Origin of the sequence: Streptomyces sp. YGL11-2 (assembly GCF_050054615.1) — a bacterium.
Lineage (GTDB): Bacteria > Actinomycetota > Actinomycetes > Streptomycetales > Streptomycetaceae > Streptomyces.
This window is the reverse complement of record NZ_JBNHIN010000072.1, coordinates 1-23307: the sequence shown is the minus strand read 5'-3', so window position 1 is coordinate 23307 and position 23307 is coordinate 1. Positions and strand designations below refer to the sequence as shown.

General features: G+C 69.6%; 24 protein-coding genes and 4 pseudogenes. 19 read left to right on the top strand and 9 right to left on the bottom strand.

The window, feature by feature from the left end; all coding sequences use genetic code 11:
- Positions 1-18 precede the first annotated feature (18 nt).
- On the top strand, positions 19-342 hold the full coding sequence (locus tag ACO1BR_RS39840) for a TfoX/Sxy family protein (RefSeq protein ID WP_426799995.1): 324 nt from the start codon (positions 19-21) through the stop codon (positions 340-342).
- 92 nt (positions 343-434) lie between these two features.
- Here the strand turns inward: ACO1BR_RS39840 and ACO1BR_RS39835 are convergent, their stop codons facing one another.
- Positions 435-887 (bottom strand): transposase, encoded by a 453-nt coding sequence (locus ACO1BR_RS39835; protein WP_426799994.1) that lies wholly within the window; start codon positions 885-887, stop codon positions 435-437.
- A 22-nt stretch (positions 888-909) separates the two neighbouring features.
- On the opposite strand from ACO1BR_RS39835, the gene ACO1BR_RS39830 reads away from it, so the two are divergent.
- The 7 genes from ACO1BR_RS39830 (at position 910) to ACO1BR_RS39800 (ending at position 7377) form a co-directional block, all read left to right on the top strand.
- Entirely contained in the window at positions 910-1146 is a 237-nt protein-coding gene (locus ACO1BR_RS39830; RefSeq protein ID WP_426799993.1) for a hypothetical protein, read from the top strand.
- Between the two features lie 344 nt (positions 1147-1490).
- Positions 1491-2108, top strand: coding sequence for a hypothetical protein (locus tag ACO1BR_RS39825; protein ID WP_426799992.1), 618 nt, complete (start codon positions 1491-1493; stop codon positions 2106-2108).
- Positions 2109-2157: 49 nt separating this feature from the next.
- Positions 2158-2859, top strand: a complete 702-nt coding sequence (cseB, locus tag ACO1BR_RS39820) for a two-component system response regulator CseB (RefSeq protein WP_426799991.1) — start codon at positions 2158-2160, stop codon at positions 2857-2859.
- 2 nt (positions 2860-2861) lie between these two features.
- The gene (locus ACO1BR_RS39815; RefSeq protein WP_426799990.1) at positions 2862-4154 is read left to right on the top strand and encodes a histidine kinase dimerization/phospho-acceptor domain-containing protein; all 1293 of its coding nucleotides are present in this window, start codon (positions 2862-2864) and stop codon (positions 4152-4154) included.
- Positions 4085-4264, top strand: coding sequence for a hypothetical protein (locus ACO1BR_RS39810; protein ID WP_426800008.1), 180 nt, complete (start codon positions 4085-4087; stop codon positions 4262-4264). The genes ACO1BR_RS39815 and ACO1BR_RS39810 overlap by 70 nt, the downstream gene beginning before the upstream one ends.
- Before the next feature lie 210 nt (positions 4265-4474).
- Positions 4475-5527, top strand: a complete 1053-nt coding sequence (locus ACO1BR_RS39805) for an LCP family protein (RefSeq protein WP_426799989.1) — start codon at positions 4475-4477, stop codon at positions 5525-5527.
- Positions 5524-7377: an acyltransferase family protein gene (locus ACO1BR_RS39800; protein ID WP_426799988.1), complete on the top strand. Its 1854-nt coding sequence runs from the start codon at positions 5524-5526 to the stop codon at positions 7375-7377. The genes ACO1BR_RS39805 and ACO1BR_RS39800 overlap by 4 nt, the downstream gene beginning before the upstream one ends.
- Before the next feature lie 1465 nt (positions 7378-8842).
- On the opposite strand, the pseudogene ACO1BR_RS39795 reads toward ACO1BR_RS39800, so the two are convergent.
- A pseudogene (locus ACO1BR_RS39795) lies at positions 8843-9118 on the bottom strand (NF041680 family putative transposase); the annotation flags it as partial.
- On the opposite strand from ACO1BR_RS39795, the pseudogene ACO1BR_RS39790 reads away from it, so the two are divergent.
- A pseudogene (locus tag ACO1BR_RS39790) lies at positions 9007-9291 on the top strand (ATP-binding cassette domain-containing protein); the annotation flags it as partial. The pseudogenes ACO1BR_RS39795 and ACO1BR_RS39790 overlap by 112 nt on opposite strands.
- Before the next feature lie 29 nt (positions 9292-9320).
- A pseudogene (locus tag ACO1BR_RS39785) lies at positions 9321-9590 on the top strand (ATP-binding cassette domain-containing protein); the annotation flags it as partial.
- Here ACO1BR_RS39785 and ACO1BR_RS39780 read toward each other — a convergent pair.
- Both ACO1BR_RS39780 and ACO1BR_RS39775 read right to left on the bottom strand, forming a co-directional pair.
- Positions 9501-9725, bottom strand: coding sequence for a hypothetical protein (locus ACO1BR_RS39780; RefSeq protein ID WP_426800009.1), 225 nt, complete (start codon positions 9723-9725; stop codon positions 9501-9503). The pseudogene ACO1BR_RS39785 and the gene ACO1BR_RS39780 overlap by 90 nt on opposite strands.
- Positions 9726-9878: 153 nt before the next feature.
- Entirely contained in the window at positions 9879-10814 is a 936-nt protein-coding gene (locus tag ACO1BR_RS39775) for a hypothetical protein (RefSeq protein WP_426799987.1), read from the bottom strand.
- A 403-nt stretch (positions 10815-11217) separates the two neighbouring features.
- On the opposite strand from ACO1BR_RS39775, the gene ACO1BR_RS39770 reads away from it, so the two are divergent.
- The 6 genes from ACO1BR_RS39770 (at position 11218) to ACO1BR_RS39745 (ending at position 16670) form a co-directional block, all read left to right on the top strand.
- Complete coding sequence (locus ACO1BR_RS39770) at positions 11218-11976, top strand: SGNH/GDSL hydrolase family protein (RefSeq protein ID WP_426799986.1); 759 nt, start codon at positions 11218-11220, stop codon at positions 11974-11976.
- A 52-nt stretch (positions 11977-12028) separates the two neighbouring features.
- On the top strand, positions 12029-13282 hold the full coding sequence (locus ACO1BR_RS39765) for an acyltransferase family protein (RefSeq protein WP_426799985.1): 1254 nt from the start codon (positions 12029-12031) through the stop codon (positions 13280-13282).
- A 110-nt stretch (positions 13283-13392) separates the two neighbouring features.
- Positions 13393-13938: a GerMN domain-containing protein gene (locus ACO1BR_RS39760; protein ID WP_426799984.1), complete on the top strand. Its 546-nt coding sequence runs from the start codon at positions 13393-13395 to the stop codon at positions 13936-13938.
- A gap of 94 nt (positions 13939-14032) precedes the next feature.
- Entirely contained in the window at positions 14033-14725 is a 693-nt protein-coding gene (locus tag ACO1BR_RS39755; protein WP_426799983.1) for a response regulator, read from the top strand.
- Positions 14722-16158 carry an ATP-binding protein gene (locus ACO1BR_RS39750; RefSeq protein WP_426799982.1) on the top strand — a complete coding sequence of 479 codons (1437 nt, stop codon included), beginning with the start codon at positions 14722-14724 and terminating at the stop codon, positions 16156-16158. Before ACO1BR_RS39755 ends, ACO1BR_RS39750 begins: the two co-directional genes overlap by 4 nt.
- A complete protein-coding gene (locus tag ACO1BR_RS39745; RefSeq protein WP_426799981.1) occupies positions 16158-16670 on the top strand; it encodes a GerMN domain-containing protein in 513 nt (170 codons plus the stop codon). Before ACO1BR_RS39750 ends, ACO1BR_RS39745 begins: the two co-directional genes overlap by 1 nt.
- Positions 16671-16708: 38 nt before the next feature.
- Here ACO1BR_RS39745 and ACO1BR_RS39740 read toward each other — a convergent pair whose 3' ends face one another.
- The 3 genes from ACO1BR_RS39740 to ACO1BR_RS39730 form a co-directional block, all read right to left on the bottom strand.
- Positions 16709-16963: a PLD nuclease N-terminal domain-containing protein gene (locus ACO1BR_RS39740; protein WP_426799980.1), complete on the bottom strand. Its 255-nt coding sequence runs from the start codon at positions 16961-16963 to the stop codon at positions 16709-16711.
- A gap of 158 nt (positions 16964-17121) precedes the next feature.
- The gene (locus ACO1BR_RS39735; protein WP_426799979.1) at positions 17122-17685 is read right to left on the bottom strand and encodes an HAAS signaling domain-containing protein; all 564 of its coding nucleotides are present in this window, start codon (positions 17683-17685) and stop codon (positions 17122-17124) included.
- Positions 17686-17697: 12 nt separating this feature from the next.
- Positions 17698-18051: a PadR family transcriptional regulator gene (locus ACO1BR_RS39730; RefSeq protein ID WP_426799978.1), complete on the bottom strand. Its 354-nt coding sequence runs from the start codon at positions 18049-18051 to the stop codon at positions 17698-17700.
- Positions 18052-18466: 415 nt separating this feature from the next.
- Here ACO1BR_RS39730 and ACO1BR_RS39725 point away from each other — a divergent pair.
- Together ACO1BR_RS39725 and ACO1BR_RS39720 are read left to right on the top strand one after the other, a co-directional pair.
- Positions 18467-18859, top strand: a pseudogene (locus ACO1BR_RS39725) (ATP-binding protein); the annotation flags it as partial.
- Positions 18860-19297: 438 nt separating this feature from the next.
- Positions 19298-20359: an aldo/keto reductase gene (locus ACO1BR_RS39720; protein ID WP_426800007.1), complete on the top strand. Its 1062-nt coding sequence runs from the start codon at positions 19298-19300 to the stop codon at positions 20357-20359.
- A 157-nt stretch (positions 20360-20516) separates the two neighbouring features.
- Here ACO1BR_RS39720 and ACO1BR_RS39715 read toward each other — a convergent pair whose 3' ends face one another.
- Complete coding sequence (locus ACO1BR_RS39715; protein WP_426799977.1) at positions 20517-20879, bottom strand: hypothetical protein; 363 nt, start codon at positions 20877-20879, stop codon at positions 20517-20519.
- A 16-nt stretch (positions 20880-20895) separates the two neighbouring features.
- The gene (locus tag ACO1BR_RS39710; protein ID WP_426799976.1) at positions 20896-21135 is read right to left on the bottom strand and encodes a hypothetical protein; all 240 of its coding nucleotides are present in this window, start codon (positions 21133-21135) and stop codon (positions 20896-20898) included.
- A 1046-nt stretch (positions 21136-22181) separates the two neighbouring features.
- On the opposite strand from ACO1BR_RS39710, the gene ACO1BR_RS39705 reads away from it, so the two are divergent.
- Positions 22182-23105, top strand: a complete 924-nt coding sequence (locus ACO1BR_RS39705) for a C1 family peptidase (protein WP_426799975.1) — start codon at positions 22182-22184, stop codon at positions 23103-23105.
- Positions 23106-23307: the final 202 nt, after the last annotated feature.

The following is a 23307-nucleotide window of genomic DNA, read 5'->3' as shown; positions in this document are numbered from 1 at the left end:
CGACAACAGGGTGGAGTCATGGCATACGACGAAGTACTCGCGGAACGCGTTATGGAGCGGCTGGAGCCCGAGGGAGTGGTCGCGAAGAAGATGTTCAGCGGGCTGACCTTCCTCTTCCAGGGGAACGCGCTGGCCAACCTGTACGACGAGGGCCTCATGGTGCGCGTCGGGAAGGAAAGGAACGACGAAGCCCTGGAGCGCCCCGGCGCCGCGCCCCTGGTGATCCGGGGCAAGGAGCAAAGAGGCTGGGTCCTGCTGGCGGAGGAAACCCTCGACGACGACGTCCTGGACGACTGGCTGACATGGGCCATGGCCGCCACCGCCGAGCTCCCGCCCAAGTGACCTGATCGGGGGTCACGCCCGGAGGCCAGGTGGCTGCTGGCACCACGGTGCAAAGTAGCGACCGGGGTCGCACGACGGCGGTCATGCGCTTGTCATCTCTGCGGCCTGTTAGTCGCAATACCGGTGACTTTGCCACGGTGCCCAAGGCCGTCGTCCATTTCGACCTCTCCGACGGCCACGTCGCCACTGCCCCTATGACGGGGGCATGACTGTGTGGGACTGACCAGGTGGAACACCTCGCGGGCGGCGTAGCGTTTGAGGCATCGGACGATCTCGCGTCGGGTTTTGCCCTCCTTGGTGCGGCGTTCGTTGTAGTCCTGGGTGCGTGGGTCGAAGCGCAGGCGAGTGTGCGCGATCCGGTGCAGGGCGGCGTTGGCCTGCCGGTCGCCGCCGCGGTTGAGGCGACGGTACTGCCGAGTGCCCGAGGAGCGTTCTACGGGGCTGACCCCGCACAGCGCGGCGAAGGACGCCTCGCCACCCAGGCGCTCCGGGGTGTCCCCCATCGTGATCAGCAGGGTGACGGACGTGTCCGGGCCGATACCCACCGGGGGCGAGCAGGTGCGGGGCGTGGCGCTCCACAAGCCGGGCCAGGCGGCGTTCCAGGTCCTGGACCTGCCCGGTCAGCTGCTCGACGCGCCGGGCCAGCAGGCACAGCGTGATCCGGGTTGCCTGCAGCACCGCGTCGCCGCCGCACCCGTCTTCGTCGTTGTCGGCGAGCCGCGCGCAGGTGCGGACCAGGGCCGGGTTGTTCAGCACGGCCATTTCCTCCCGCAGGACCGGGTCGGCGGTAACACCTCGCCGTGATCACAGCCGCGGCTGTGCTGCTTCCCTGGATTTCCGCCCGTAACTACGCGCTCCAGACGGGCGCCCTGACCGCCCTGATCCTTCTCCTGTCCGATCAGTTCAGCCACGCCGGTACCGCGGTCACCCCGCCTCGCCGACAGCCTCATCGGCATCGCGTTCGTCGCCGTCGCCGGACATCTGCTGTGGCCGCACCGGCACCACGCCAAGATCGGCTTCCGCCTGCCAGCACCGACTCACCGCTGACCGAAGTGTGAAGGAAAGGCAACGCAGCCGCGGTTAATCCCGTCTGTCCCCATACACACGTGTTTCGTATGGCCTCGTAGGCCCCGACTGCTGGATTTCTCATGCTGCGCTTCGGCCGACGGCGGTCCGTCCCCGTCTCCACCGCGGCCCTGGCCGGGCTGACGGCCGTGGGGATGGCGCTGGCGGCGGGCTGCGCACCTGCTGGAGGGATGCGGGATGCCGGTGTGGCTCCTTCGGTGTCCGTCCCGGAAAGCGCCTCGCCGTTGTGGCCCGGCCGGCCCCCCGCCCGGTCCCAAGGTGGGCCCGCCCCCTCCGCCGTGCCCGTGCCGGATGCCACCGTCCCCGAGGGCGGTCTGCGCAAGGTCCCGCCGGAGCGGCTGCTTCGAGCAGACCCTGGTGTGCCCGAGGTGGTGAAGGGCTCGCTGGGGAATTGTCCCGGTAAGCGCTGCCGGTTGCGTGCCCCCGTCTATGTGGACCTCACCGGCGACGGGAAACCCGAGCTGGTGCTGGCCTTCGACGACACCGGACGTACGTTGATGTGGGTGTACACCGCCTCGGGGGACTCGGTGCGGCGGGTACTGGACTACGCGGGACCGCCGCAGACGGCCGCCGCCACCGTCGGCCGGGACCTGGTCGTGGACGAGTCCGGCGGGGGCCGCAAGTCGACGGTCCGCTACCGCTGGAACGGCCAGGCACTGGCACCCGTACCCGTCAGATGACACCGACCCGAGCCTCTTCCATGCCCTGCCGATTGCTGTGAAGGACCCCATGACTCAGCTCCTGCTCGTCGAGGACGACGAGGTGATCCGCAACACGGTCCGGATGGCGCTTGAGCGCTACGGATACGAGGTGTGCGTCGCGGAGGACGGCCTCACCGGCCTGGAGCTCTTCCGTGAGCAGCCACCCGACCTGCTGCTGCTCGATGTGATGCTGCCCGAGCTGGACGGAATCGGGCTGTGCCGCCGGGTCCGCGAATTCAGCCTGGTCCCGATCCTGATGATGTCGGCGCGCGGCGACGCGCTGGACGTGGTGTCGGGCCTGGAGGCGGGTGCGGACGACTATGTCACCAAGCCGGTGGAGGGCGCGGTGCTGGTGGCCCGGATCCGCTCGCTGCTGCGCCGGGCGAGCTTCTCCTCGGAGCCGCCCGCGCAGGACAACGGACAACCTGAGGGCGCGCATGCCCCCTCTGTGCTGGCCTTCGGCGAGGTGGAGATCGACCCGAGTGCGATGGAGGTGCGCCGCAGCGGAGAACCGGTCTCGTTGACCCCGACCGAGCTGCGCCTGCTGCTGGAGTTCGCCGCGAACCCCGGGATCGTGCTGGACCGGCGGTCACTGCTGCGCGAGGTGTGGGACTACGCCTGGGACGGCGACAGCCGCGTCGTCGATCTGCACATACAGCGGCTGCGGGCGAAGATCGGTGCCGAGCGGATCGAGACGGTGCGCGGGTTCGGCTACAAGCTGCGGCGCTGATCATGCGCAGGACGTGGACGATACGGTCCCTTGGGCGCTGGCGGTCGCTGCGCTGGAAGGTCGCCGCGCTGATCGCGGTCGCGGTGTGCGCCGTGGCCGCGGGGATCGGCGTTCTGGTGCACCAGGCCACCTACGCCCGGGCGCTGAGCCAGGCCCGGGACACCGCGCAGCGCCAGCTCGACCTGGCGGTCACCACCTACTCCCGGACCGGCAGCACCCAGGGGACGGAGGCCCGGCTCGATGCCTCCGAAGTGCCAAAAGATCTACGTGAGTTGGTGCGCAGGGGCCATCAGGGCACGGCGTTCGGCCGGAACCGGTACGGGCCGGTGATGTGGGCCGCGCGGCCGGCCGGCGACCGGATGCTCTGCGTCGAGGTCGATATGCGTGCCGACCTGCGCAACCTCAAGGTACTGGACGCCACCATGGGCCTGGCCGGGCTGGTCGCCGTCGGCGTCGTGCTGCCACTGGGAGCGCTGAGCGCGGACCGGCTGGCGCGGCGGCTGCGGTACGCGGCCGGGACAGCACGGCGGATCGCGGACGGCAACCTGGACGCGCGCATCGGCGCGAGTGACCGGCCGGGCGACGAGATCGCGGAGATCTCCACCGCGGTGGACTCGATGGCGGCCTCGCTGCAGCAACGGCTCCGCGGGGAGCAGCAGTTCACCGCCGATGTCGCCCACGAGCTGCGCACCCCGCTGATGGGCCTGGTTACCTCGGCCGAGCTGCTGCCGGAGGGCGAGGCCACCGACTATGTACGGGACCGGGTGCGGGTCCTGCGCACGCTGGTCGAGGAGCTGCTGGAGATCTCCCGGCTGGACGCGGGTGCGGAGCAGGCGGATCTCGCGCCGTGCCCGCTGGGACCGCTGGTCGAGGACTGTGTGCGGCGGACGGGACTTGAGGCCGAAGTGCGGGTCGTCAGCGGGGCCGTGGTCGACACGGATCCGAGGCGGCTGGACCGCATCGTGGCCAACCTGGTGGTCAACGCCCACCGGCACGGCCGGCCGGCCGTCGAGGTCGCGGTGGCGGGGGCGGTCGTCACCGTACGCGACCACGGCCCGGGCTTCCCCGACACGCTCCTGGCCGACGGTCCGCAGCGGTTCCGCACCGGCGCCCGGGAGCGCGGCCGCGGCCACGGCCTGGGGCTGACCATCGCCCTCGGCCAGGCCCACGTCATCGGCGCCGGTCTNCCGTACGCGACCACGGCCCGGGCTTCCCCGACACGCTCCTGGCCGACGGTCCGCAGCGGTTCCGCACCGGCGCCCGGGAGCGCGGCCGCGGCCACGGCCTGGGGCTGACCATCGCCCTCGGCCAGGCCCACGTCATCGGCGCCGGTCTGGACTTCGCCAACGCGGCGGGCGGGGGCGCGATCGCCACCGTCCGCCTCCCCGAACATCCGCTGCGCTGACCCGCGCCCGGCCCCTCACCTGTGCCGGGCGCGGGTCAGCACCGATACACCACCGATACACGGCCCTACAGAGCCGATACACGCCCGAGCACCGGCCTATGTCCTGCCATCTCCGGGCGGAGATCTCCACCTCCCACGCTGGCGGCAGCAGTCGCGGATGACCCGTATCCGCGACCAGATCCGCACACCACAGGCTCGGAGGTGTTCTTCATGGGCGCTGCACACACACGGCCCCGACGGCGGCCGACGCGAGGGCGCGGACGGCGGCGGCGCGCCGGCCCCAGGAGGCGCCGCCTGGCCTGGACGGCCACGTCCCTCGCGGCCCTCCTCGCGCTCGGCGGCTGGCTGCTGTACGCCCGGCTCGACTCCAATCTCGCCACCACCGACGTGGACGGCGCCCTGGGATCCGACCGGCCGGCCCGCGGGGCCTACGGCTCGCTCAACATCCTGCTGCTCGGTTCCGATTCGCGGGCCGGGAAGAACGCACAGTACGGCGCGGGTGACAGCGGCGCCCGCTCCGACACCGCGATGCTCGTCCACCTCAACAAAGGGCGGCAGCAGGCCACGGTGGTCAGCATCCCGCGCGACACCATGGTCGCGCGCCCCGCCTGCCCGCTCCCGAACGGCCACACCTCGTCGGCCACCGCAGCGACGATGTTCAACTCCACCTATTTCGTGGGCGGTTCGGCCTGTGCGGTCAAGACCGTCGAGCGGCTCGGCAAGGTCCGTATCGACCATGTCCTGGACGTCGACTTCACCGGGTTCAAGAAGCTGGTCGACGCGGTCGGCGGGGTCACCGTCAGCACCGACAGAGCCATCCACGACAAGGACAGCCATCTGGACCTGGAGGCGGGCCGCCACCGGCTGAACGGCGAGCAGGCCCTCGGCCTGGTCCGCACCCGGCACGGCGTCGGGGACGGCAGCGATCTGGGCCGGATCAAGCTGCAGCAGAAGTTCATGGCCGCGCTCGCCGCCGAGCTCAACGGCTCCGGCCTGCTCACCGACCCGGTACGGCTCTACAAGGTCGCCGACGCCGCCACCAGCGCGCTCACCACCGACAAGGCCCTCGGCTCGGTCCGGGACCTGCTGAGTCTCGCCCGCAGCCTGGCGGGCCTGAAGCCGTCCGAGATCACCTTCCGGACGCTGCCCGTCGGCCCGTATCCCAAGGACCCCAATCGCGTCGCGGTCAAGCAGCCCGAGGCGAACGCCCTCTTCAAGGCTGTACGCGACGACACCGCCCCGCCCCCCGTGAAGGAGAGGTGAGCCACACCGTGGCCGACCACCACCACTACGTCCCCACCGATCAGCCCCTGCGGCTCACCCCGCCCCGGCCTGACACCCCGCCGCCCCGCCGGCCGTACGCGCCCGGCCTGGATGGCCTGCGCGCCCTCGCCGTGACCGCCGTGGTCCTCTACCACGTCAACCCGGCCTGGCTGCCCGGCGGTTTCCTCGGCGTCGACGTCTTCTTCGTCCTCAGCGGCTATCTGATCACCGACTTGCTACTGGCCGAACACCGCCGCTGCGGCCGCATCGACCTGCGCGGCTTCTGGGTACGCCGGGCTCGCCGGCTGCTGCCCGCCCTCGCCCTCGTCCTGCTGACCGCAGCCTGCGCCGCCACCGTGCTGGAACCCCACCGACTGGCCACCGCAGCCGGCGACCTGCTCTCCGCCGCCACCTTCACCAACAACTGGTGGCAAATAGCCACCGACGCCTCCTACTTCGCGCACTTCGGCCCGCCACCACTCTTCCAGCACCTGTGGACCCTCAGCCTGGAGGAGCAGTTCTATCTCCTGTGGCCCTTGGTACTGATCACGCTGCTCCGCGCAGTGCGCCGCAAGGGAGCACGGGTGACGCTGGTCGCTACCGCGGCCCTGGCCTCGGTGACCGCGATGGCTCTGCTGTACGAGCCGGATACGGACGCCTCCCGCGTCTACTTCGGCACCGACACCCACTCCTTCCCGCTGCTGATCGGCGCCGCGCTGGCCCTGTTGCGGCCCGCCGCAGGACTGCTGTCCGGTCAAATGCCGGGAACCGTACGGGCCGTGGACTTCGCCGGTCTCGCGGGGCTGTCCGCCCTGACCGTGCTCTCCTGGACCGCCTCCCAGGACGCCGATGCCCTCTACCCCGGTGGCTTCATCCTTGCCGCATTCGCTGCCGCGCTGGCCGTGCTCGCCGCCGTACAGCCCGCCGGCCTGCTCGCCCGAGCGCTCAGCACGCCCTGGCTGCGCTGGCTCGGCAAGCGCAGCTACGGGATCTACCTGTGGCACCTGCCCGCCATCGCACTGGCCACCCCGGACGGCCGCACCCCCGCCGACGTGACCCTGAACACCCTCGCCGCAGCCGTTGCCTCTGTCGGCCTCGCCGCGCTCTCGTACCGGCTGGTCGAAGGACCCGTACGGCGCCACGGATTCCGCACGACCACATACCGGCTGCGCCGCACCCTGGCGACCGGCACCACTGCCCGACGTAATGGGACTCTGTGGACCAGGGCCGTGACCGGTACCGTCTTGGCGGCCGTCGTGGTCGCGGGCTGCGGGGTGGCCACGGCCCCCAAGGACGGCAACAGCGCCGCCGATCAGGTCAAGGCAGGCGAACGCGCCTTGGAGGACGGTTCCCCGGCCGCTGCCGCCGGGAAGGTCACCGCGATCGGAGACTCGGTCATGGTCGCCGCGGCCCCTGCCCTCAAGCAGAAGTTCCCCGGCATCGACATCGACGCCAGGGTCAGCCGTCAACTCTCCGCGGCGGCCAAGGAGATCGACACGATCAAGCAGAAGCGCCCACTGGGCGACGCCGTGGTCATCGGCCTCGGCACGAACGGCGTCGGCGGGGCCAAGGACCTCCAGTCCGCCATCGACGCCATCGGCTCGGACAAGCGGATCGTCCTGGTCACCGTGCACGCCCCCCGACAGGGCTGGCAGGAAAAGGTCAACCAAGCCGTCAAGGACGTGGCCGCGAAGAACTCCGCCCACGTCGCCGTCGCCGACTGGGACAAGGCCATCTCCCGCCACACCGACCTTCTCGCCAACGACGGCATCCACCCCGGACCCGGCGGCGGCAAGATCTACGCCGACACCGTCGCCGAAGCCCTGGCCAAACTGAAGAGCAGCCGCTGAGGACGCCACCCGGAGGCCCCAAGGTCCAGCGATGCCATGTGCCACTGAACCGGCTCTGTCGGCGTGCACGCTGAACTCAAGGTGGTGAGCGGGAACGTTTGATCGTGTCCGCTCACCACCGAGCTGCATAGCTACCGCACGGTGCCCGCGATCACATCTGTGGTCAGTACGGCCAGGTGCAGGGCATCGACTGGATTGGCGTGCTGACCTGCAATACGTGGGTATCAACTCAAGCTCTTCTTGGGAGCCGACCTGAACCCGCAACATTGCCCCAAACCCACTGCCAGTGGAACCCGAAGGGGCACCGCGCCCAGAATCAGACAAGGTTGCCGCGCCCATGCATTTTCAGCTGTTCCTTCCCTCATGTCCTGCACACCGACCCCTCCTGCGCCGAGCTGCGGAGGCGGCGGGTACCGAGAAGGGCAGTGATACCGGTCATGGTCGAGCCGGCCCAGGACCACCACGCCACGCCGCTCCTGACCAAGCATCGGTGGCCGGATGACATCCACCCTCCTGGGCGGCGCCGACAGACGCACCCCAGCATTCAGGTAGCTGACGCCAAGATCCGGACCATGCACGGACCAACTCCCTGCCGACGGCGGTCACGGTCGCCATACCGGCAGGTCAGCGCCACTGCGAGCCCTGTACCACCAACAGACCAAGAACATCTTTTGTAGCTACTCGCCCAAGAAACTTGGATTCTTCTAGGGCGCTTGAAGTGGGCTCCGAGCTGAGGAGTCACCGACAGGCGCCCTCGTTTCCGTCGCATCGCACAGGAACCCGATTGCCCCATTCATCCCGACTTCACCGCTCCTCGAACTGATCTTCCGGACCAGTCACGGACCAAATGACGGACCAGCTGGGCGTGATCGGTTTCGGCGACGACGACGAAGCCGATCCATCCGTCCTCTCCGGGAACGACCAAAAGGGGGACTGTCAGCTCCTCCAAAGTCACCTCGCAGCCAGGCACTTGGCACCCATGTGCGGTCCGCACCCGAAAAGCCGCAGTTCAAAGGCCCGACGCGGGCAGTGGATCGGAGCTGCCCCGGCGCCGCGATGACCTTTGATCGCCGGCCCTCGCGTGCGGAGAACAGTGCATCGCAGGTCGGAGAACCATGCAGACTCTACGCAAGGGCTTCGAGCCAACCTCGGGCAGGACGGAAAGGTCGCAGCAGACGACGCACACGTCTTTCCCTTGCAACAGCCCGGAAGCAGCGGCGGCCTCGCGGGGTGCTGCGCGCGGTTCGGCGGAGTCTGAGCCTGTGGGAACTCTCTTGGACGGACGGCGTAGGTCGATGAAGCCGATGCCCCGCCGACTCGGCGTGGAGCAGCAGGCGCTACAGCGGTTCATCACGTCGTCGACCTGGCCGGTGAGCGCGGTTGGTCGATCCCCTGGAGAGCAGAGGCCCGCAGCATTTCACGCTCCTCTTGACACCGCCTCCGGGCCCTTAACTTCGTGGCATTGGGCGGTGATCAACCAGGTCCACAGGTCGGACGTGTGCGGGTCGCGAACCTTGGGGACGGTCCAACCCAGGGGCTGCTTGAACAGCCGGAAAGTGTACTCAAGATCGAATCTGCGGAGGAACGCCTGCCAGCGCACGTCGATGTCGGCGCTGGTCATGCCGGTGCGTGACGACCACAGCCAGACGGGCTTCGGGTCGGGGTCACCGGGCAGGTGATCGACCTTCAGCCGGATCAACCTGCCGTGGAACAAAGGGAGTTGCCCGCGGTGGTCGAGCCAGGGCGGGACTGGTGTGCCACCACCCGCGCTTTGGTGAACTGCGCTTCCCGCGCGGCACGGTGACCGCGCTCCTCGGACGGAACGGCGTCGGGAAGACGTACACCGCGCGCATCCTGGTCGGGTTTCGGAAGTCCCCGGCCCATGTGGCGCTCGACGGCGCGCCGTTGAAGCGCCGGGAGCGCACCCGACGCGTTTCCGGGCCATGCAGGACGTCAACCGCCAGCTGTTCGGCCCGTCGGTGCGCGAAGAGCTGGCGCTGGGACGTCGTCACGTGCCGTCATCCGCCGTCGATGACGCGCTGCGACGGCTGGACATCGGGCATCTGGCGGACCGTCATCCGCTCTCGCTCTCCGGCGGCCAGCAGCAACGGGTGGCCATCGCCTCAGCGCTCGTCGAGGGCCGCGAGGTGTACGTCTTCGACGAGCCGTCCTCCGGCCTCGACCACGGTGCCATGCGTTCCGTCTCCGAGATGCTCACCGAGCTCGCCGGGACGGGCGCGACCGTCGTCCTGATCACCCACGACCACGAACTCGCCGACGAGTGCTCCCAGCACCTTGTCCCTCTCTCCGACCCCGTACCGCCCCCGCTCCCTCCTCGCGGAGAGCATCCGGCGACAACAGGCGGGCACATGGCGTCCCGCCACCGAGCGCCGCCGGTGACGCGAGGTGCACACGCCGTGCGGTGCCAAGCGGAGCTGCCCCGGCGGCGTGCGCGCTGCACGCTGCCGGGGGCCCAGGTGGTGCGAGGGGATGGTGCGCTGCTAGCTCTGGCGCTTGACCCAGGTAATGGGAGCGGAGTCCTTCGGCGCTTGGATGAGCACGCGTGCGGGAATCGCGACGATCTTCTGCGCCTTTCCGTCGGTGTCGTCGATCTTTTGGAGGATGTATCCGGTGTACCAGCCGCCGTTTGCGCGCGCTTCGAGCCATCCCGTTGTCTTGTCCGGGATGTCGATTTCCCTGCGCTCCTCGGCCATGGTCGCCCACTTGTTCGTGGTGCTGGTCGACTGGTTGTACGTGAAGCTTCCCTCGGCGCTGCCCCCTTGGTTCTCCGGCGTGGCGGTGAGGGTGATCTTGCCGCCCGCCGACCAGCCACTGGTCGTGTTGTCTTCCCTGGATACGCTGGCCTGGGTCGTGTAGGTGAGTTTCGCCTTACCGGTGGTCTTCGACGTGGCCTGCATCGTCGGGTATTCCGTGTCGAGCTTTCCCACAAAGCCACACGTCAGTTTGCGATTTTGCCGCGCGAGCTCGTCGCTGGGCTTGCCGCACATGGTCTTCGCATCCCAGTTGCCCAGCCATTGATCCTTGTCCTCCGTGCTGCTCGTGCGTTCCTCCGTGCCGAAATTTTCGAAACCAGAGGTGGAGTCGAAGCCCGTCAGCCACTTCTGGGCATCCGTGACCGCCTGGTCAGGTGTATAGACCTTCTTCACCTCTTCGAGCGTGATCCTCTTGGTGTCCTGACCGGTGACCGGGTAGCCCTGGATGGCTTCATGGGCGTAGAGGGGCGAGCTCTTGGTGAGGAGGTCGATGACCTCCTGCTCACTCGTGTAGAAGGTGTTGCCGTCCTCGGCCATGGCAGGCGTAGCCGTGCCCGCCAGCATCGGCGCGGCGATGAGGGCGACGGATGCCGCAAGTACGGCGGCACGCCTCCCCGTTCGGCGCGGTGCCTTGTGTGCGGGGGTGGTGACGGGTGTGGTCATGTCCGTCTTCGCTTTCTCTCAGCGGGAGTTGCGTGGGGGAGGCCGCACCCCTTCCCCCTTTCCGATGGGCAGGAGCCCGGCCACTGCGGACGCGGGGAGCCGAAGGAGGGAGGCGGAATCGCGCCCCGCTTCGTTCCCCCGGATGTGTGCCGGCTGTGTGGAACGCCTCAGCAGTGGGTGCGGCCGTGGTGGAAAACTAGCCGCCGGGCGCCGTCGCCGTGTGACGGCCCGTGGCTCATCGTGTGACCGGTAGATGACCGCCCCGTCGATCGGCTCGGTGCGCTGTTTGCCTGAGGGCATGGACGAAAACTTCACCTCACGTCACGAGCATCAGCCCCCTCACCGGCATCGTCACCGGCGCGGTCGGTGGGCCCCGCTTGCCGCCGCCCTCGTTGTCACGGCTGTGGCCGGCGCCGTGCTGACCGGCTGCGGGACGGTGGACGGCGGGGGCGGCGCCGCGAAGACGGACCCCGGTGAGTCGGCGCAGCAGGGGCCACAGGGCAAGGGCAAGAGGGTCCTGTGGATGGGCGACTCCATAGCCGGTGCTGAGGCGCCGCCCCTGGAGGCAGCGCTGAAGGCGAGCGGTGTGGGGTTCAAGAACGCGGCGTCCGACGGCGGCGGCACGGTCGTCGAGGGCGGCGACAGGATGGCCGGGCAGATCGCGGAGTCGACGTGGAAGGACCTCGCGAAGAACATCAAGTCCTTCCGCCCGGACGTGATCGCCTACCAGGTCACCACCTACGACTGGGGCAGCGCCGACCAGCAGCGGGCCTCGTACGAGAAGCTTGCGAGGACCGCGCAGCGGGCGGGCGCCGAGCTGGTGATCGTTTCGGCCCCGCCGTTCAAGATCGACGACTTTTACAAGAAGTACGAGAGCGCGATCGCGAGCGCGCCGAAGGCAGCCAAGCAGGTTGCCGACCGCAGTGGCGGCAAGGTCCGGTTCGTCGACGCCTCCGCGCTGTGGGGCACCGACCCCAAGGCCGGGAAGGCCCAGCGCGCGTCCGACGGCATCCACTCCTGCCAGCAGGGTTCGGCCGCCTTCGCCAAGTGGTTCACGCAACAGCTCGGCAAAACCTACGGCTTCACCCCGGCTACCCCGAAGAAGTGGGCGACCGGCTCGTGGACCGGAGACGAGCGGTACGGCAAGCTCGGCTGCCGCTGAGCCGCTCTGCGTAGAAAGGCTCGCTGTGTCTTCGCCTCTGCCCGTGCCCGGAGTGTACGGATCTCGTTCCCGCAGCCGGCTGCGCCGCGGGCCTGTTCCCGGCCCTCCTCCCGGCACCCATATCGCCTCGCACGACTCGCACATCGCCCCGCTCGACGGGCTGCGCGGTCTGGCTGTCCTGGCCGTCCTGCTGTTTCATGCCGGGCATCTGAGCGGCGGCTTTCTCGGCGTCGACCTCTTCTTCGTGCTGTCCGGCTTCTTGATCACCGGCCTGCTCCTGCGGGAGGCTGCGGACCACGGTCAGATCGGCCTGACCGCGTTCTGGGGCCGGCGGGCGCGCCGCCTGCTGCCGGCGCTGACCGTTGTTGGCGTCGGCACCCTTCTGCTCACCTGGGCGTTCGGGGCGGCGTCCGTGCTGCTCTTCGCGCTGGACGACGTGCCGTGGGTCGCGGCGCAGGCGGTGAACTGGCACTTCGTCGCCGAGCAGATCGGGTACTGGAACGCCTCCGGCTCCCGCGTCTTCGCACATCTGTGGAGCATCGCCGTCGAGTGGCAGTTCTACCTGGCCTGGCCACTGGTGGTGGCGCTCGCCGGGCGGGGCCGGGGCGGGCAGTGGCGGGTCGCCGTCCTCGCCGGCGCGGGGGCGCTCGTCTCGCTGGTGCTGATGCTCCACTACGGCGATGCCGTGGACACGACGCGCGCTTACGAGGGCACCGATACCCGGGCGTTCGCCCTGCTGCTCGGCGCGCTGGCGGCTACGCCGCCGGTCCCGGGGCTGGTCGACCGCGTACCGGGGCGTGCTGTGGATGTGGTGTGCGCTGTGCTGGCGTGCGGTATCGGCGCCGCATGGGTTCTGGCGGATGGTCAGAACGCGCCCGGTCTTTTCCGGGGCGGGCTGTTCGCGCACTCCTTGGCCGCTGCCGTACTGATCGCCTTGCTCGCCCATGCGCCGGACGGACACGTCGGCCGGCTCGCCGGCAGCACCGTCCCTCGCCGGCTCGGGGAGCTGTCTTACAGCCTGTACCTGTGGCACTGGCCGGTGTACCTGCTGCTGCCGCAGACGGTGTTCGGGATCGGCGGGTGGTGGCGCACCGCCGTGGCCATCGGGGTGTCGCTGCTGGCCGCCCGGCTGACGAAAGCCGGGGTGGAGGACCCGGTTCGCTTCCGGGCGAGGTGGGCGACCGGGCGCCGCGGCCTGCTGGCGCTCGCCGCCGCCCTCGCCGTGGCGGCGGGCGTGTGGGCGGCCGTACCGCAACCGCAGCCCGGTGCGGGGACGGTGGACATCGAGCGGCTGACGGCGCCGTGAGACCGGGGGTGCGCGGAGCCCGGTCGGCGTGCGGGGAGACTGGGCGCATGCCGATGAAGGGTGCACAGGGGCCAGGCGCGCCAGGTGGGCCGGGAAGGGTGCGGTGGGGCGTGGCGCGGAAGGCGCCGGCCGTGGCCGGGCTGCTCGCCTCCTGGGCGCTCGCCGGCTGCGGTGTCTCAGACACCCGGCCGGAGGCGGCCGGTGCGCCGGCCGGCGGAGGCCGCGCGGTCGGCGCCGCCGGCTGGGTGCGGGCGTACTTCGTTGCCCCGAACGGGACCTGGCCCGTCAGCCGTGCGGCGTCCGCCGGAGCCGGACCGCAGACAGCGCTGGACGAGCTGCTGGCCGGACCGACCCGCAACGAGCGGAACCGCGGGCTCGTCACCGCGCTGCCGGCCGGGACACACCGGGTCCGGGCCGCGGCGGCGGGGCCCGGAGTGGTGGACCTGTACCTGCCATGGCTCGTGGCGGAGCTGGACGGAATGGCGGTGAACCAGCTGGTGTGCACGGCCGCCGCGGCCCCGGGGATCCCGGGCGGAAGACGGCCTGTCGATGTCGTCGTCCGCGTCTACGAGTCGGGAGAGTCAGAGGCATGGAGCGTCAGGTGCGACGAGACCGGTACGACCATCCCGGTGGAGGCGCCGCAGAAGGCTCGCTGACGCGCCGCCTGCATGCGCATGTTCAGCCGGTATTCACCATTTTGAGGTGCCATACGAGGTGGGTTTGCCGACGAGTGAGAGGAGAGGCCGGCGCATGACACGCGTTCTGTTGATCGAGGACGATCCCGGCGTGCGCCGCGGCGTCACACTGGGACTGCACCACTACGGCCACGAGACGGAGGCGGTCGCCACGGGCGAGGACGGCCTGGCATCGCTCGCACCGTTCGCGCCGGACATCGTGTTGCTCGACCTGATGCTCCCCGGCATGAGCGGCCTGGAGGTGTGCCGGCGCATCCGCGAGAGCAGCCAGGTACCCATCGTGATCCTCTCCGCCCGCGGTGACGACATCGACGTCGTGGTGGGCCTGGAGGCGGGCGCCGACGACTACATCGTCAAACCCGCGAGCAGCGAGGTCATCGAAGCGCGCATGCGCGCGGTGATGCGCCGCCTGGCACCCTCGCAGCCCCGCCCCGGCCACCGCGACCAGCCCCTGGCCTACGGTGATCTGGAGATCGACGGGATCGCGGTGCGCGTGTGCAAGCACGGCCGGCAACTCACCCTCGCCCCCTCCGAGCTGAAGCTCCTGCTCTTCCTGTCGGCCTCCCCAGAGCAGACCTACAGCCGTCAGCAACTCCTTGAACGGGTCTGGGAACACAGCTACTACGGCGACGCGCGACTCGTCGACGCGTGCGTGAAACGGCTGCGCGCCAAGATCGAGGACGACCAGCGCAACCCGCGCTACATCCAGACCGTGCGCGGCTTCGGCTACCGCTTCGGGCCGCTGTGAGACGCCTCCTCCCGCGGGGCCTGCGCACCCGCCTCGTCGTCGCCTTCCTCCTGGTGTCAACCCTCAGCGCGCTCACCGCCGCCGCCCTCACCTTCCACCAGGCACGGGCCGCCATCCTGGACCGCACCCGGGACAGCGCCGTGCACCAACTCCGCGCCCAGATCGGCTCCCTGGCCCCCGACCTGCCGTACGCGCCCGCCGAGACCGACCTGCGCACCCTCGCGCTCCAGCTCGACCGGGCCGGCGGCTCCCGGGAGGACTGGCGCACCGCGGCCACCTACCGCGACGGCGCACTCGTCTCCGCCGCAGGCCCCGCACCCGCCCTTCCCACCTCCTTGCGCCACGCCGCCTCCTCGGCGCACACCGCCGTCGTCCAGCGTTTCCACCGTGCCGGGGAACCCTGGCTGGCACTCGCCCTGCCGGTCACCCGCGAGGGCCACCCCTCCGAGCCCTCCGGACTGGTCGTCTACGCGTCCTTCTCGCTCACCGAAGAGCAGGGAGACGTCGCCACCCTCCTCTCCGCCGCGCGTGCCGGCGCCCTGCCCGTCGTACTCCTGTCCGTCGTCCCGGCACTGCTCGCGGCCCGCCGCGTCCTGCGCCCGGTACGGCAGCTGCGCTCGGCCGCCGAGAACATGACCACCGGCGCCCTCGACACCCGGATCCGCGTCACCGGCGACGACGAACTCGCCGACCTCGGCCGTACGTTCAACACCATGGCCGCCACACTCCAGGCCGACGCGGCCACACTGCGCGCTATGGAGAGCAGAGCGCGCCGCTTCGCCGCGGACGTCTCCCACGAACTGCGCACCCCCCTCGCCGCGATGACCGCCGTCACCGGCGTCCTGAACGAGGACGCCGGCTCGGGGCGGCTGGCCCCGGAGACCGCCGAGGCGCTGGAACTGGTCGCCGACGAGACGAACAAGCTCGGACGCATGGTCGAGGACCTCATGGAGATCTCCCGGTTCGACGCGGGTGCCGCCGCCCTGGACCTCGACGAGATCGACATCGGCGAACTCGTCGGCAAAACGCTCGCCCTGCGGCACTGGCAGGACCGGGTCGGCGTCGACGTGCCGCAGGGGCTGCGCGCCCGTCTCGACCCCCGGCGCATCGATGTCGTCCTCGCCAACCTCATCGGCAACGCCCTGCGCCACGGCGGCCCGTCCGTACCGGTGGCCCTCCAGGCCCGGACCGAGGACGACCGACTCGTCCTGACAGTCACCGACGGCGGCCCCGGCATCCCGGAGGACACCCTGCCCCACGTCTTCGACCGCTTCACCAAGGGCGACGCGGCCCGCACCCGCAGCGAGGGCAGCGGCCTGGGCCTCGCCATCGCCGCCGAGAACGCGCGCCTGCACGGCGGCACCCTCACCGCCGCCAACGTGCCCGGAGGCGGAGCGGTCTTCACCCTCAAACTGCCCCAGGAACCGGCGTGATGAGGCCCCGCGCGGCGTCCTCGCCGCTACTCGCCCTGTGCCTGGTGTCCTTGACCGCCTGTGGTGTCAACGACACAGGCCCCGCCCAAGCAGGGGCTCCCGCCTCCGGACTGCGCCGGACGCAAGGTCGCCCGCCCGCCACCGTGCATGTCTACTTCTCCTCGCCCCTCGGCCTCGAACGCGTCTCCCGCCTCGACAAACGCCCCAACACCCTCCAGGCGGCCATGGACCAGCTCGTGGCCGGCCCCGACCCGGCCGAGCGCACCCGCGGCCTGGTCAGCCTCATCCCACCCGGCACACCCGCGCCCACCGCCGTCACACCACAATCGAGCACGGCCGACGTGCACCTACCGCGCGGCTGGACAGCCAACCGCACCGCCCTTCACCAGCTCGTCTGCACAGCCGCCGACGCCGCCGCCACCACACACGGCACCAAGCCGAAGGACGCACGGGTCAGGCTTTACCGCCCGGAAGGCGGAGAACCCGCCACGGAAGTGTGCACGCGCCCCTGACCTATGGCCCAGGCACCGTCGATGGAGCGCCCCGGGAATCAGGCAACGCCTGCCCGACGCTCGGCGTCGCGGCGACCGATGAGGAACCAGAGCAGGCTCCCGAAGAAGGGGGCCATCACGGCGAAGGCGAGCCAGACCAGCTTCATCCCGCTGGTGAGGTCGGACCTGATGATGCTGAGCAGGGCGCCGAAGTACAACGCGAGAACGCCGAGGGCCGCGGCACCCATTGCGCAGGCGATCATGATGTTGCCCGTAGGGGCAAGGGCCATTTGGGCTGCGAGCTGTGCCTGCATCGTTCTCTCCTCTTGTCGGTGGGGGATGTTCAGAGTTCGTCGGTGGGGCTGGACGTGTGGTGACCGGCCGCAGCCACCGGCGCCGGCATCTGTGGATCAGCTGGCCGGCGCGGGGAAGGGCAGCGCAGGGGTACCGGTCGGCGGCAGGTGGATTCCCGTCACGGCCGGCGGCGTGCCGCTCGCAGGAGGTAGACGCCGGCGGCGGCGGGGAGTGCCAGGACGGCCAGGGTGAACGGGATGAACAACGCTCCGAGACCGAAGCCCAGGGAGGCCGTGAAGAGGTGCCACTGCGCTACCACAAACAGCAGTGGCACGAGGGCGGCTGCCGTTGCGATCGCCTTGTCGCGGTTGCGCCACTGCGGGGCGGTCCACAGCCACCAGATCGCGCCGATCAGGACCGGGATGCCCAGCGGGGGGAAGATCGCCAGGGGGCCGGTCGCCGCCAGCAGTCCCAGCAGGGCGTAGGTGCGTCCTTGGATCTCGCGCGGAGCGGGGAGTTCCTCGCCGAGTGCGGTGGCCGCGATCGTGCGCGGGTCGCCGAGGCGTGCGAGCACGGTGCGGATCTCGTCGTCGCCGGAGGCGGACTCTTCCGCGAGGGCCACGGCGATGTGCTCCTCCAGGTCGGCCAGCAGCTCGTTGCGGCGTTCCGGGCCGAGGCCGGCCGCCTCGCGCGCCACGGCGGCCAGGTACTTCTTCACCAGCGGGTGGTCGGTGATCGTCATGGTGGTCTCCTGTCAGTCGGTGATGAAGTGGTCGACCGCGTCACGGAAGTGCGGCCAGATCGCGGTGAACTCCTTCAGCGCCGCGTGCCCCGGCGGTGTCAGCTCGTAGTAGCGCCGGGGCGGCCCGCTGGGGGACTCCTGCCAGCGGGTCTCCACCAGTCCGTCTCGGCGCAGCCGCGACAGCAAGGGGTAGATCGTGCCTTGGCTGGTGACCATGACGTTCACCGCGCCGAGGGTTTCGAGCAGCTCCACGCCGTAGCGCGGGCCCTCCCGCAGGATCGCGAGCACGCAGTACTCCAGTACCCCCTTGCGGAGCTGGCTCTCCGCCTTGCTCGCGACAGGCTTACCTGCAATGTCAGGTTCCATGCATTGCACAGTACCTGGTTATCTCTAGACGCCCAAAGACGATGCCGGTCGAGCCCGCGGCGCAACGTCCGGGCCGCGCTCGGATGCATCTCTGAGCCCTTGGCCTCGGTAGGCGGTGCTGCAGCTCACGCGAATCCGTCTCGCGAATCGAGACGACTCGGCGCACCGCCTTCACTTCGGGCGTCGCCGCGCCGATAGCGGGACGCCATGCTGTGTCACGACGAGCCGCTCGACCGCACCCTCGACCTGTGCGGCCGCTCCATCTGCGTCATCATGCCCGGCGCATGGTCGGAGCCCGCCGTTCCCACCTCCTGATCCACCGCAACCCCGGCCCATCCGCAGGTGGGCTTCCTGTGTCCTGGACGGCGACGTGGCCCAGCCTGCCCCTGCGCGAGGTGGCGCACCGCCTGTGCGGGACCGGCACATCACCTGGGATCCGGCGGACGATCCCGCCGTCGTGAGCGAAGCACGTGCCCTCGCCATCGGGAAACTGAAGGAATGGGACCTGGAAGAGCTGGAATTCGCCACAGAACTTCTGGTCAGCGAACCGGCCACCAACGCCATCCGTTATGGCAGCCCGCCGATCCAGCTGCGGCTCATCCGAGACCGCAACCTCATCTGCGAGGTTTCCGACAGCAGCAGCACCTCCCCCCACATCCGCCGTGCCCTGGACACCGACGAAGGAGGACGCGGCCTCTACATGGTCTCCCAACTCGCCCAACTCTGGGGCACCCGCTACCACGCCCGCGGCAAAACCATTTGGGCCGAACAGCCCCTCCCCGATGGCACGCCTGCCACCACCGCATAGCTCTGACGGCAACCATTCACATGGAAACGGTGGCCGCAGACTGTTCGCCCCACATCGACTGCCCACTGGCCACGGCGGCGGTTGAGCTCTCGGAGCAAACCCGTCCCGCTCCGGCATGGACACCTACACCGGACACCACTACGGACTTTAAGGCGTGTTTGGACATACTCCGAATACGCATAAGAGGAAGTCGAATTCCCCCGAATGACCTAGTGGGTTTACGGCCGAACGACAAGCGTGGCAATGAAGTGATCTCAACGAAATCCAGATGGTCCAGCCGTTTCGACATGGGTGAGCGCGAGTGCGGCGTGAATGATGGAGCCGATCTTGTGAGGGAGCTGATGGTGAAGTGGCGCAGGGCGCGTCAGCGTCCCATCAGCAGGACGTGAACATCGAGAGTTGATGTCCGACATACGGCACGCGAGAGAGAAGGATGCGATGTCTCATACCCTTGACACTTACCGGCTGCTGGGCCGCTCCGGTCTGCGTGTCTCGCCGCTGGCGCTGGGCACCATGACCTTCGGTGCCGACTGGGGCTGGGGTGCCGACACCGACGAGGCGCGCAAGCTGTTCGAGAGCTACGTCGAGCGTGGCGGCAACTTCATCGACACCGCCAGCATGTACACCAACGGCAGCTCCGAGCGACTACTGGGCGAATTCATCCGCGAAAACCGCGAAAGCCTGGTGCTGGCAACAAAATACACGAGCCTGCGCCGACCGGGCGACCCGAACTCCGGTGGCAATCACCGTAAGAGCATGTTCGCCTCAGTGGAATCGAGTCTGCGACAGCTGAATACGGATTACCTCGATCTGCTGTACCTGCACGTGTGGGACTTTCTGACACCGGTCGAGGAGATCCTGCGCGGCCTCGACGACCTGGTCCGCCAGGGCAAGGTGCTGTACGTGGCGATCTCGGACGCGCCGGCCTGGCAGGTCTCGCGCATGCAGACCATTGCCGATCTGCGCGGGTGGTCGCCGCTGGTGGCGCTGCAGATCGAGTACAGCCTGATCGAGCGGACCGTGGAGCGCGACCTGGTTCCGATGGCGCGCGAAATGGGGCTGGGCGTGATCGCGTGGTCGCCGCTGGCCGGCGGGGTCCTCACTGGCAAATATGGCCGCGCCGACCTGGCCGAGCAGCCCGTCGCCGCCCCGCGCGAGGGCAGCACCCGCAAGAGCCTCGCTCTCGCCCAAGGCCACCTCACCGAGCGCGGTTTGGCGATCGCAGATGTGGTGAAAGAGATCGCGGCCCAACTGGGTAAGACGCCCTCGCAGGTCGCCCTCGCCTGGACCCTGCAGAACCCCGACGTGACGGCACCGATCGTCGGCGCCCGGACCTCGGCACAGCTGGAGGACAACCTCGGTGCCCTGGACGTCGCATTCGATGCCGCTCACCTCGCCCGCCTGGACGAGGCCAGCGCCATCGACCTCGGCTTCCCCCACGAGTTCCTGGCCCGCAACCGCAGCGCCATGTTCGGCGGCCTGAAGGTCGAAACCCGCTGAGCCGCGAGTATGTGCCCATCATCAGGGCTGGCACGGAGCAGTATGGGCTGGCCTCTCAGCCGTGCCGGCGGCGTGTGTGGGGGCGCAACGGCGGGGCGTTGAGCGCCCGGAGGCGAGCGGTGGCTCCCGCGGATTGTTGGGGCTCAACGCCGTTGCGTTAGCGCCGTGAGCGGTTGCTGAGGCCGTGCTCGAAGAACGTGACGGTGGTGTGGATGGTGTAGCTCTGGGCTTGTTGAGGGTGTTGTCCGGCGTTCGGGCCGTACTTGCTGGTGGGGTTGTTGCAGGTGCGGGCCTTCACACGCTGGCGGCGGTGGACGGGCAGGAGATGGGCCCGGACGGCTCGCGCGATGGCTCCGGTCTGGTCGGTGGCGACGTCGGGGAAGATGCCGTGGGCGGTGGTGACGGTGTCGGCGGCGGCATTGATGAGGACGGTGAAGCTGATGCGGTCGCCGGGAACTTTCGGCTGGCCGCTCAGGGCATCGTCACCGGCTCGGGTCAGGGCCTGGTATGTCGTGAGCAAGGCGTAGAGCTCCTGGTCAGGCCGTCGATACTGCGGGAGCGTAGGACGCGGCCGTCCAGCATGGTGGCCTTTTTGCGTGCAGCGCGGCGAACGCAGCACCGAGGCGGTCGGCCGTGCCCAGCAGATGCCGTAGCTGCTTCTTGGACAGCCCCACGGTGCCGGGTGGCGCCGACCATGCTACGGCGAGCGTGCCGAACGCCTGGTGCCCGGCTTTGACCGGAACAGGGGCGGAGCCGAACGCATACGGCAGCCCCACCAGTTCGGGCCTTGCCTCCGGAGGATGCGAGTGGCCGTGTCGGCTCCTTCATGCCCCTGCCCAACCCCATGAATGAGAAAAGGGAAGGAAAAAGAACGAAGCGCAGCCGGCTCCGGGCGCGCTTTCCAGCGGGCCGGTCCCACCTCTCGCCCCGTCCCCTTCCGACGGCGGCGTCCACCTGCCCAACCTGCCACTCCCAACCGCTTCTTCCCTGGTCACGGAAGCGAACCCACGGCCGACACCACCCCACCCGCCGCCAGCACCGCCCTGCCGACGAGAGCGACCACCCCCTACCCCACCACCTCACACCAACACACTTGAAATCTTTGGGACATTCACGCCCCCCGTACACCAACTGCCTGCCGCTCGAATACTTTCGGCCATTGACACCCGATGCGTGAGCCGCATAACTTCCTGCCCCAATCGGACTGCCGAACAGAAGTTCCACCGGCATCACCGCCGGACTCTCCAAGATCGGCAGTCCGTCGCTTCAGGCTCCTCACCCCCCCACACCCATGGGAGCCGCCCGAACACCACGACCGCCCCCGGCGGCCGGCGGGCACGGGCTGCCGCCATACGCAAGGAGACTCCGTTGCGGACCTCGCCTGGATCCCCACCGCGCCACCCCGGCGCGCCCGCCGCCGCACCCCTGCCCCTGGCCGCGGCCACCCCTGGTGCCGTCCCAGAGATCGGCCGCCCCGCGCGATAGCCACGCGCCCCGGCCCACTGCTCCGCAGCCGTGCTGCGTACCGCCAACCAGAGAACCTGCTGAACTCCCGCTCTGCAAAAGGTCGTTGACAAACGACTCCCCACCGCGGGACGGCAGTTCCGGTGGGTCCGCCGCCGTCATCGCGGTGCGACACGCATCGCCACGGTCCCGTACGAACCGCGGCCTCCACGACTCCCCACCCCCGGCGCCCGACACCACCGGATCCCAGGCACACCCAGCCGCCCCGCCCATCCAAGCTCCGCCGGCCGACCCCGGCCGGCGGCCCGTGACCCGCACCGGGTCACAGAACCTCCGTCCCTGAGGAGACACCCCCCACATGACCCCCTCGCACAAGAAGAGAACGAACACGAATACCCGCACCGCCATCGCCATGGCCACCGCCGGCGCCATCGCGGCCCTGACAGCCGGCATCGCCTCGGCCTCAGGCACGTTCGACACCCACGCCGGTGCACACCACCACTTCGCGCTCGGCGCCAAGCTGCCCTCCGGAGGCAAGGCGAGCGCACTCTCCTCGCACACCTCGGTCATCTCCCGCCTCGCGGCCCTCTCGCCGCACAAGGGCGGCGCGCCCCAGGACGTGCCGGACAGCGTGGACCTGAGCCAGTACGCGATCGCCCCGGGCAATCAGGGCAGGGTGGGCTCCTGCGTGTCCTGGGCCATCGACTACTCCGGCTACAGCATCCAGGAGAAGCAGCAGGGCATCACCACCGGCCCGCAGGCACCCATGTACACCTACGCCCAGATAGCCAAGGGCAACGACCAGGGCAGCACCCCGGACGATACGTTCGGTATAGCGGAGTCACAGGGCGTCGACTCGAAGTCGGACTACACGCAGGGCGACTTCGACTTCACCACCCAGCCGACCGACGCCGAGCGCCAGAACGCCGCGCACTGGAAGCTGTCGGGCCACACCCAGCTGCACACCGGCAACCAGATCCAGGCCGACGTGAAGCAGGCCCTCGCCGACGGCGAGCCGGTCGCCATCTCCCTTCCGGTCCACCAGAGCTTCCAGGACATCAGCCAGCAGCAGGCGGCCGACTACTCGTACCAACCCGGCGGCGCCGAGGATCCGGTCCTCGGCGGCCACGAGATCACCATCGTCGGCTACACCAACCAGGGCGTCCGCGTCGAGAACTCCTGGGGCAGCAACTGGGGCGACGGCGGCTACATCAACCTGTCGTGGGACTTCCTGTCCAACCAGGTCCAGGAAGCCAACGCCATCGGCAAACTCGTCAAGTAGCCCCGGCAGTTCCAGGCCAACACCCATGCGAACGTGACCGAACCCTCACCTGCCTTTCCCTGGCATACGGGGCCCGCGGTGGTGTGCGCGGGTCCCGTACTGCTTCCGCGGGCCCCCAGAAACTGAGCTTCCCCCGGCGTGCGGGAGGTGTTGATCAGCTGGTCAGAGAGGGTTGACGGGTGTTCAGGTTCGTCGGTTCGGC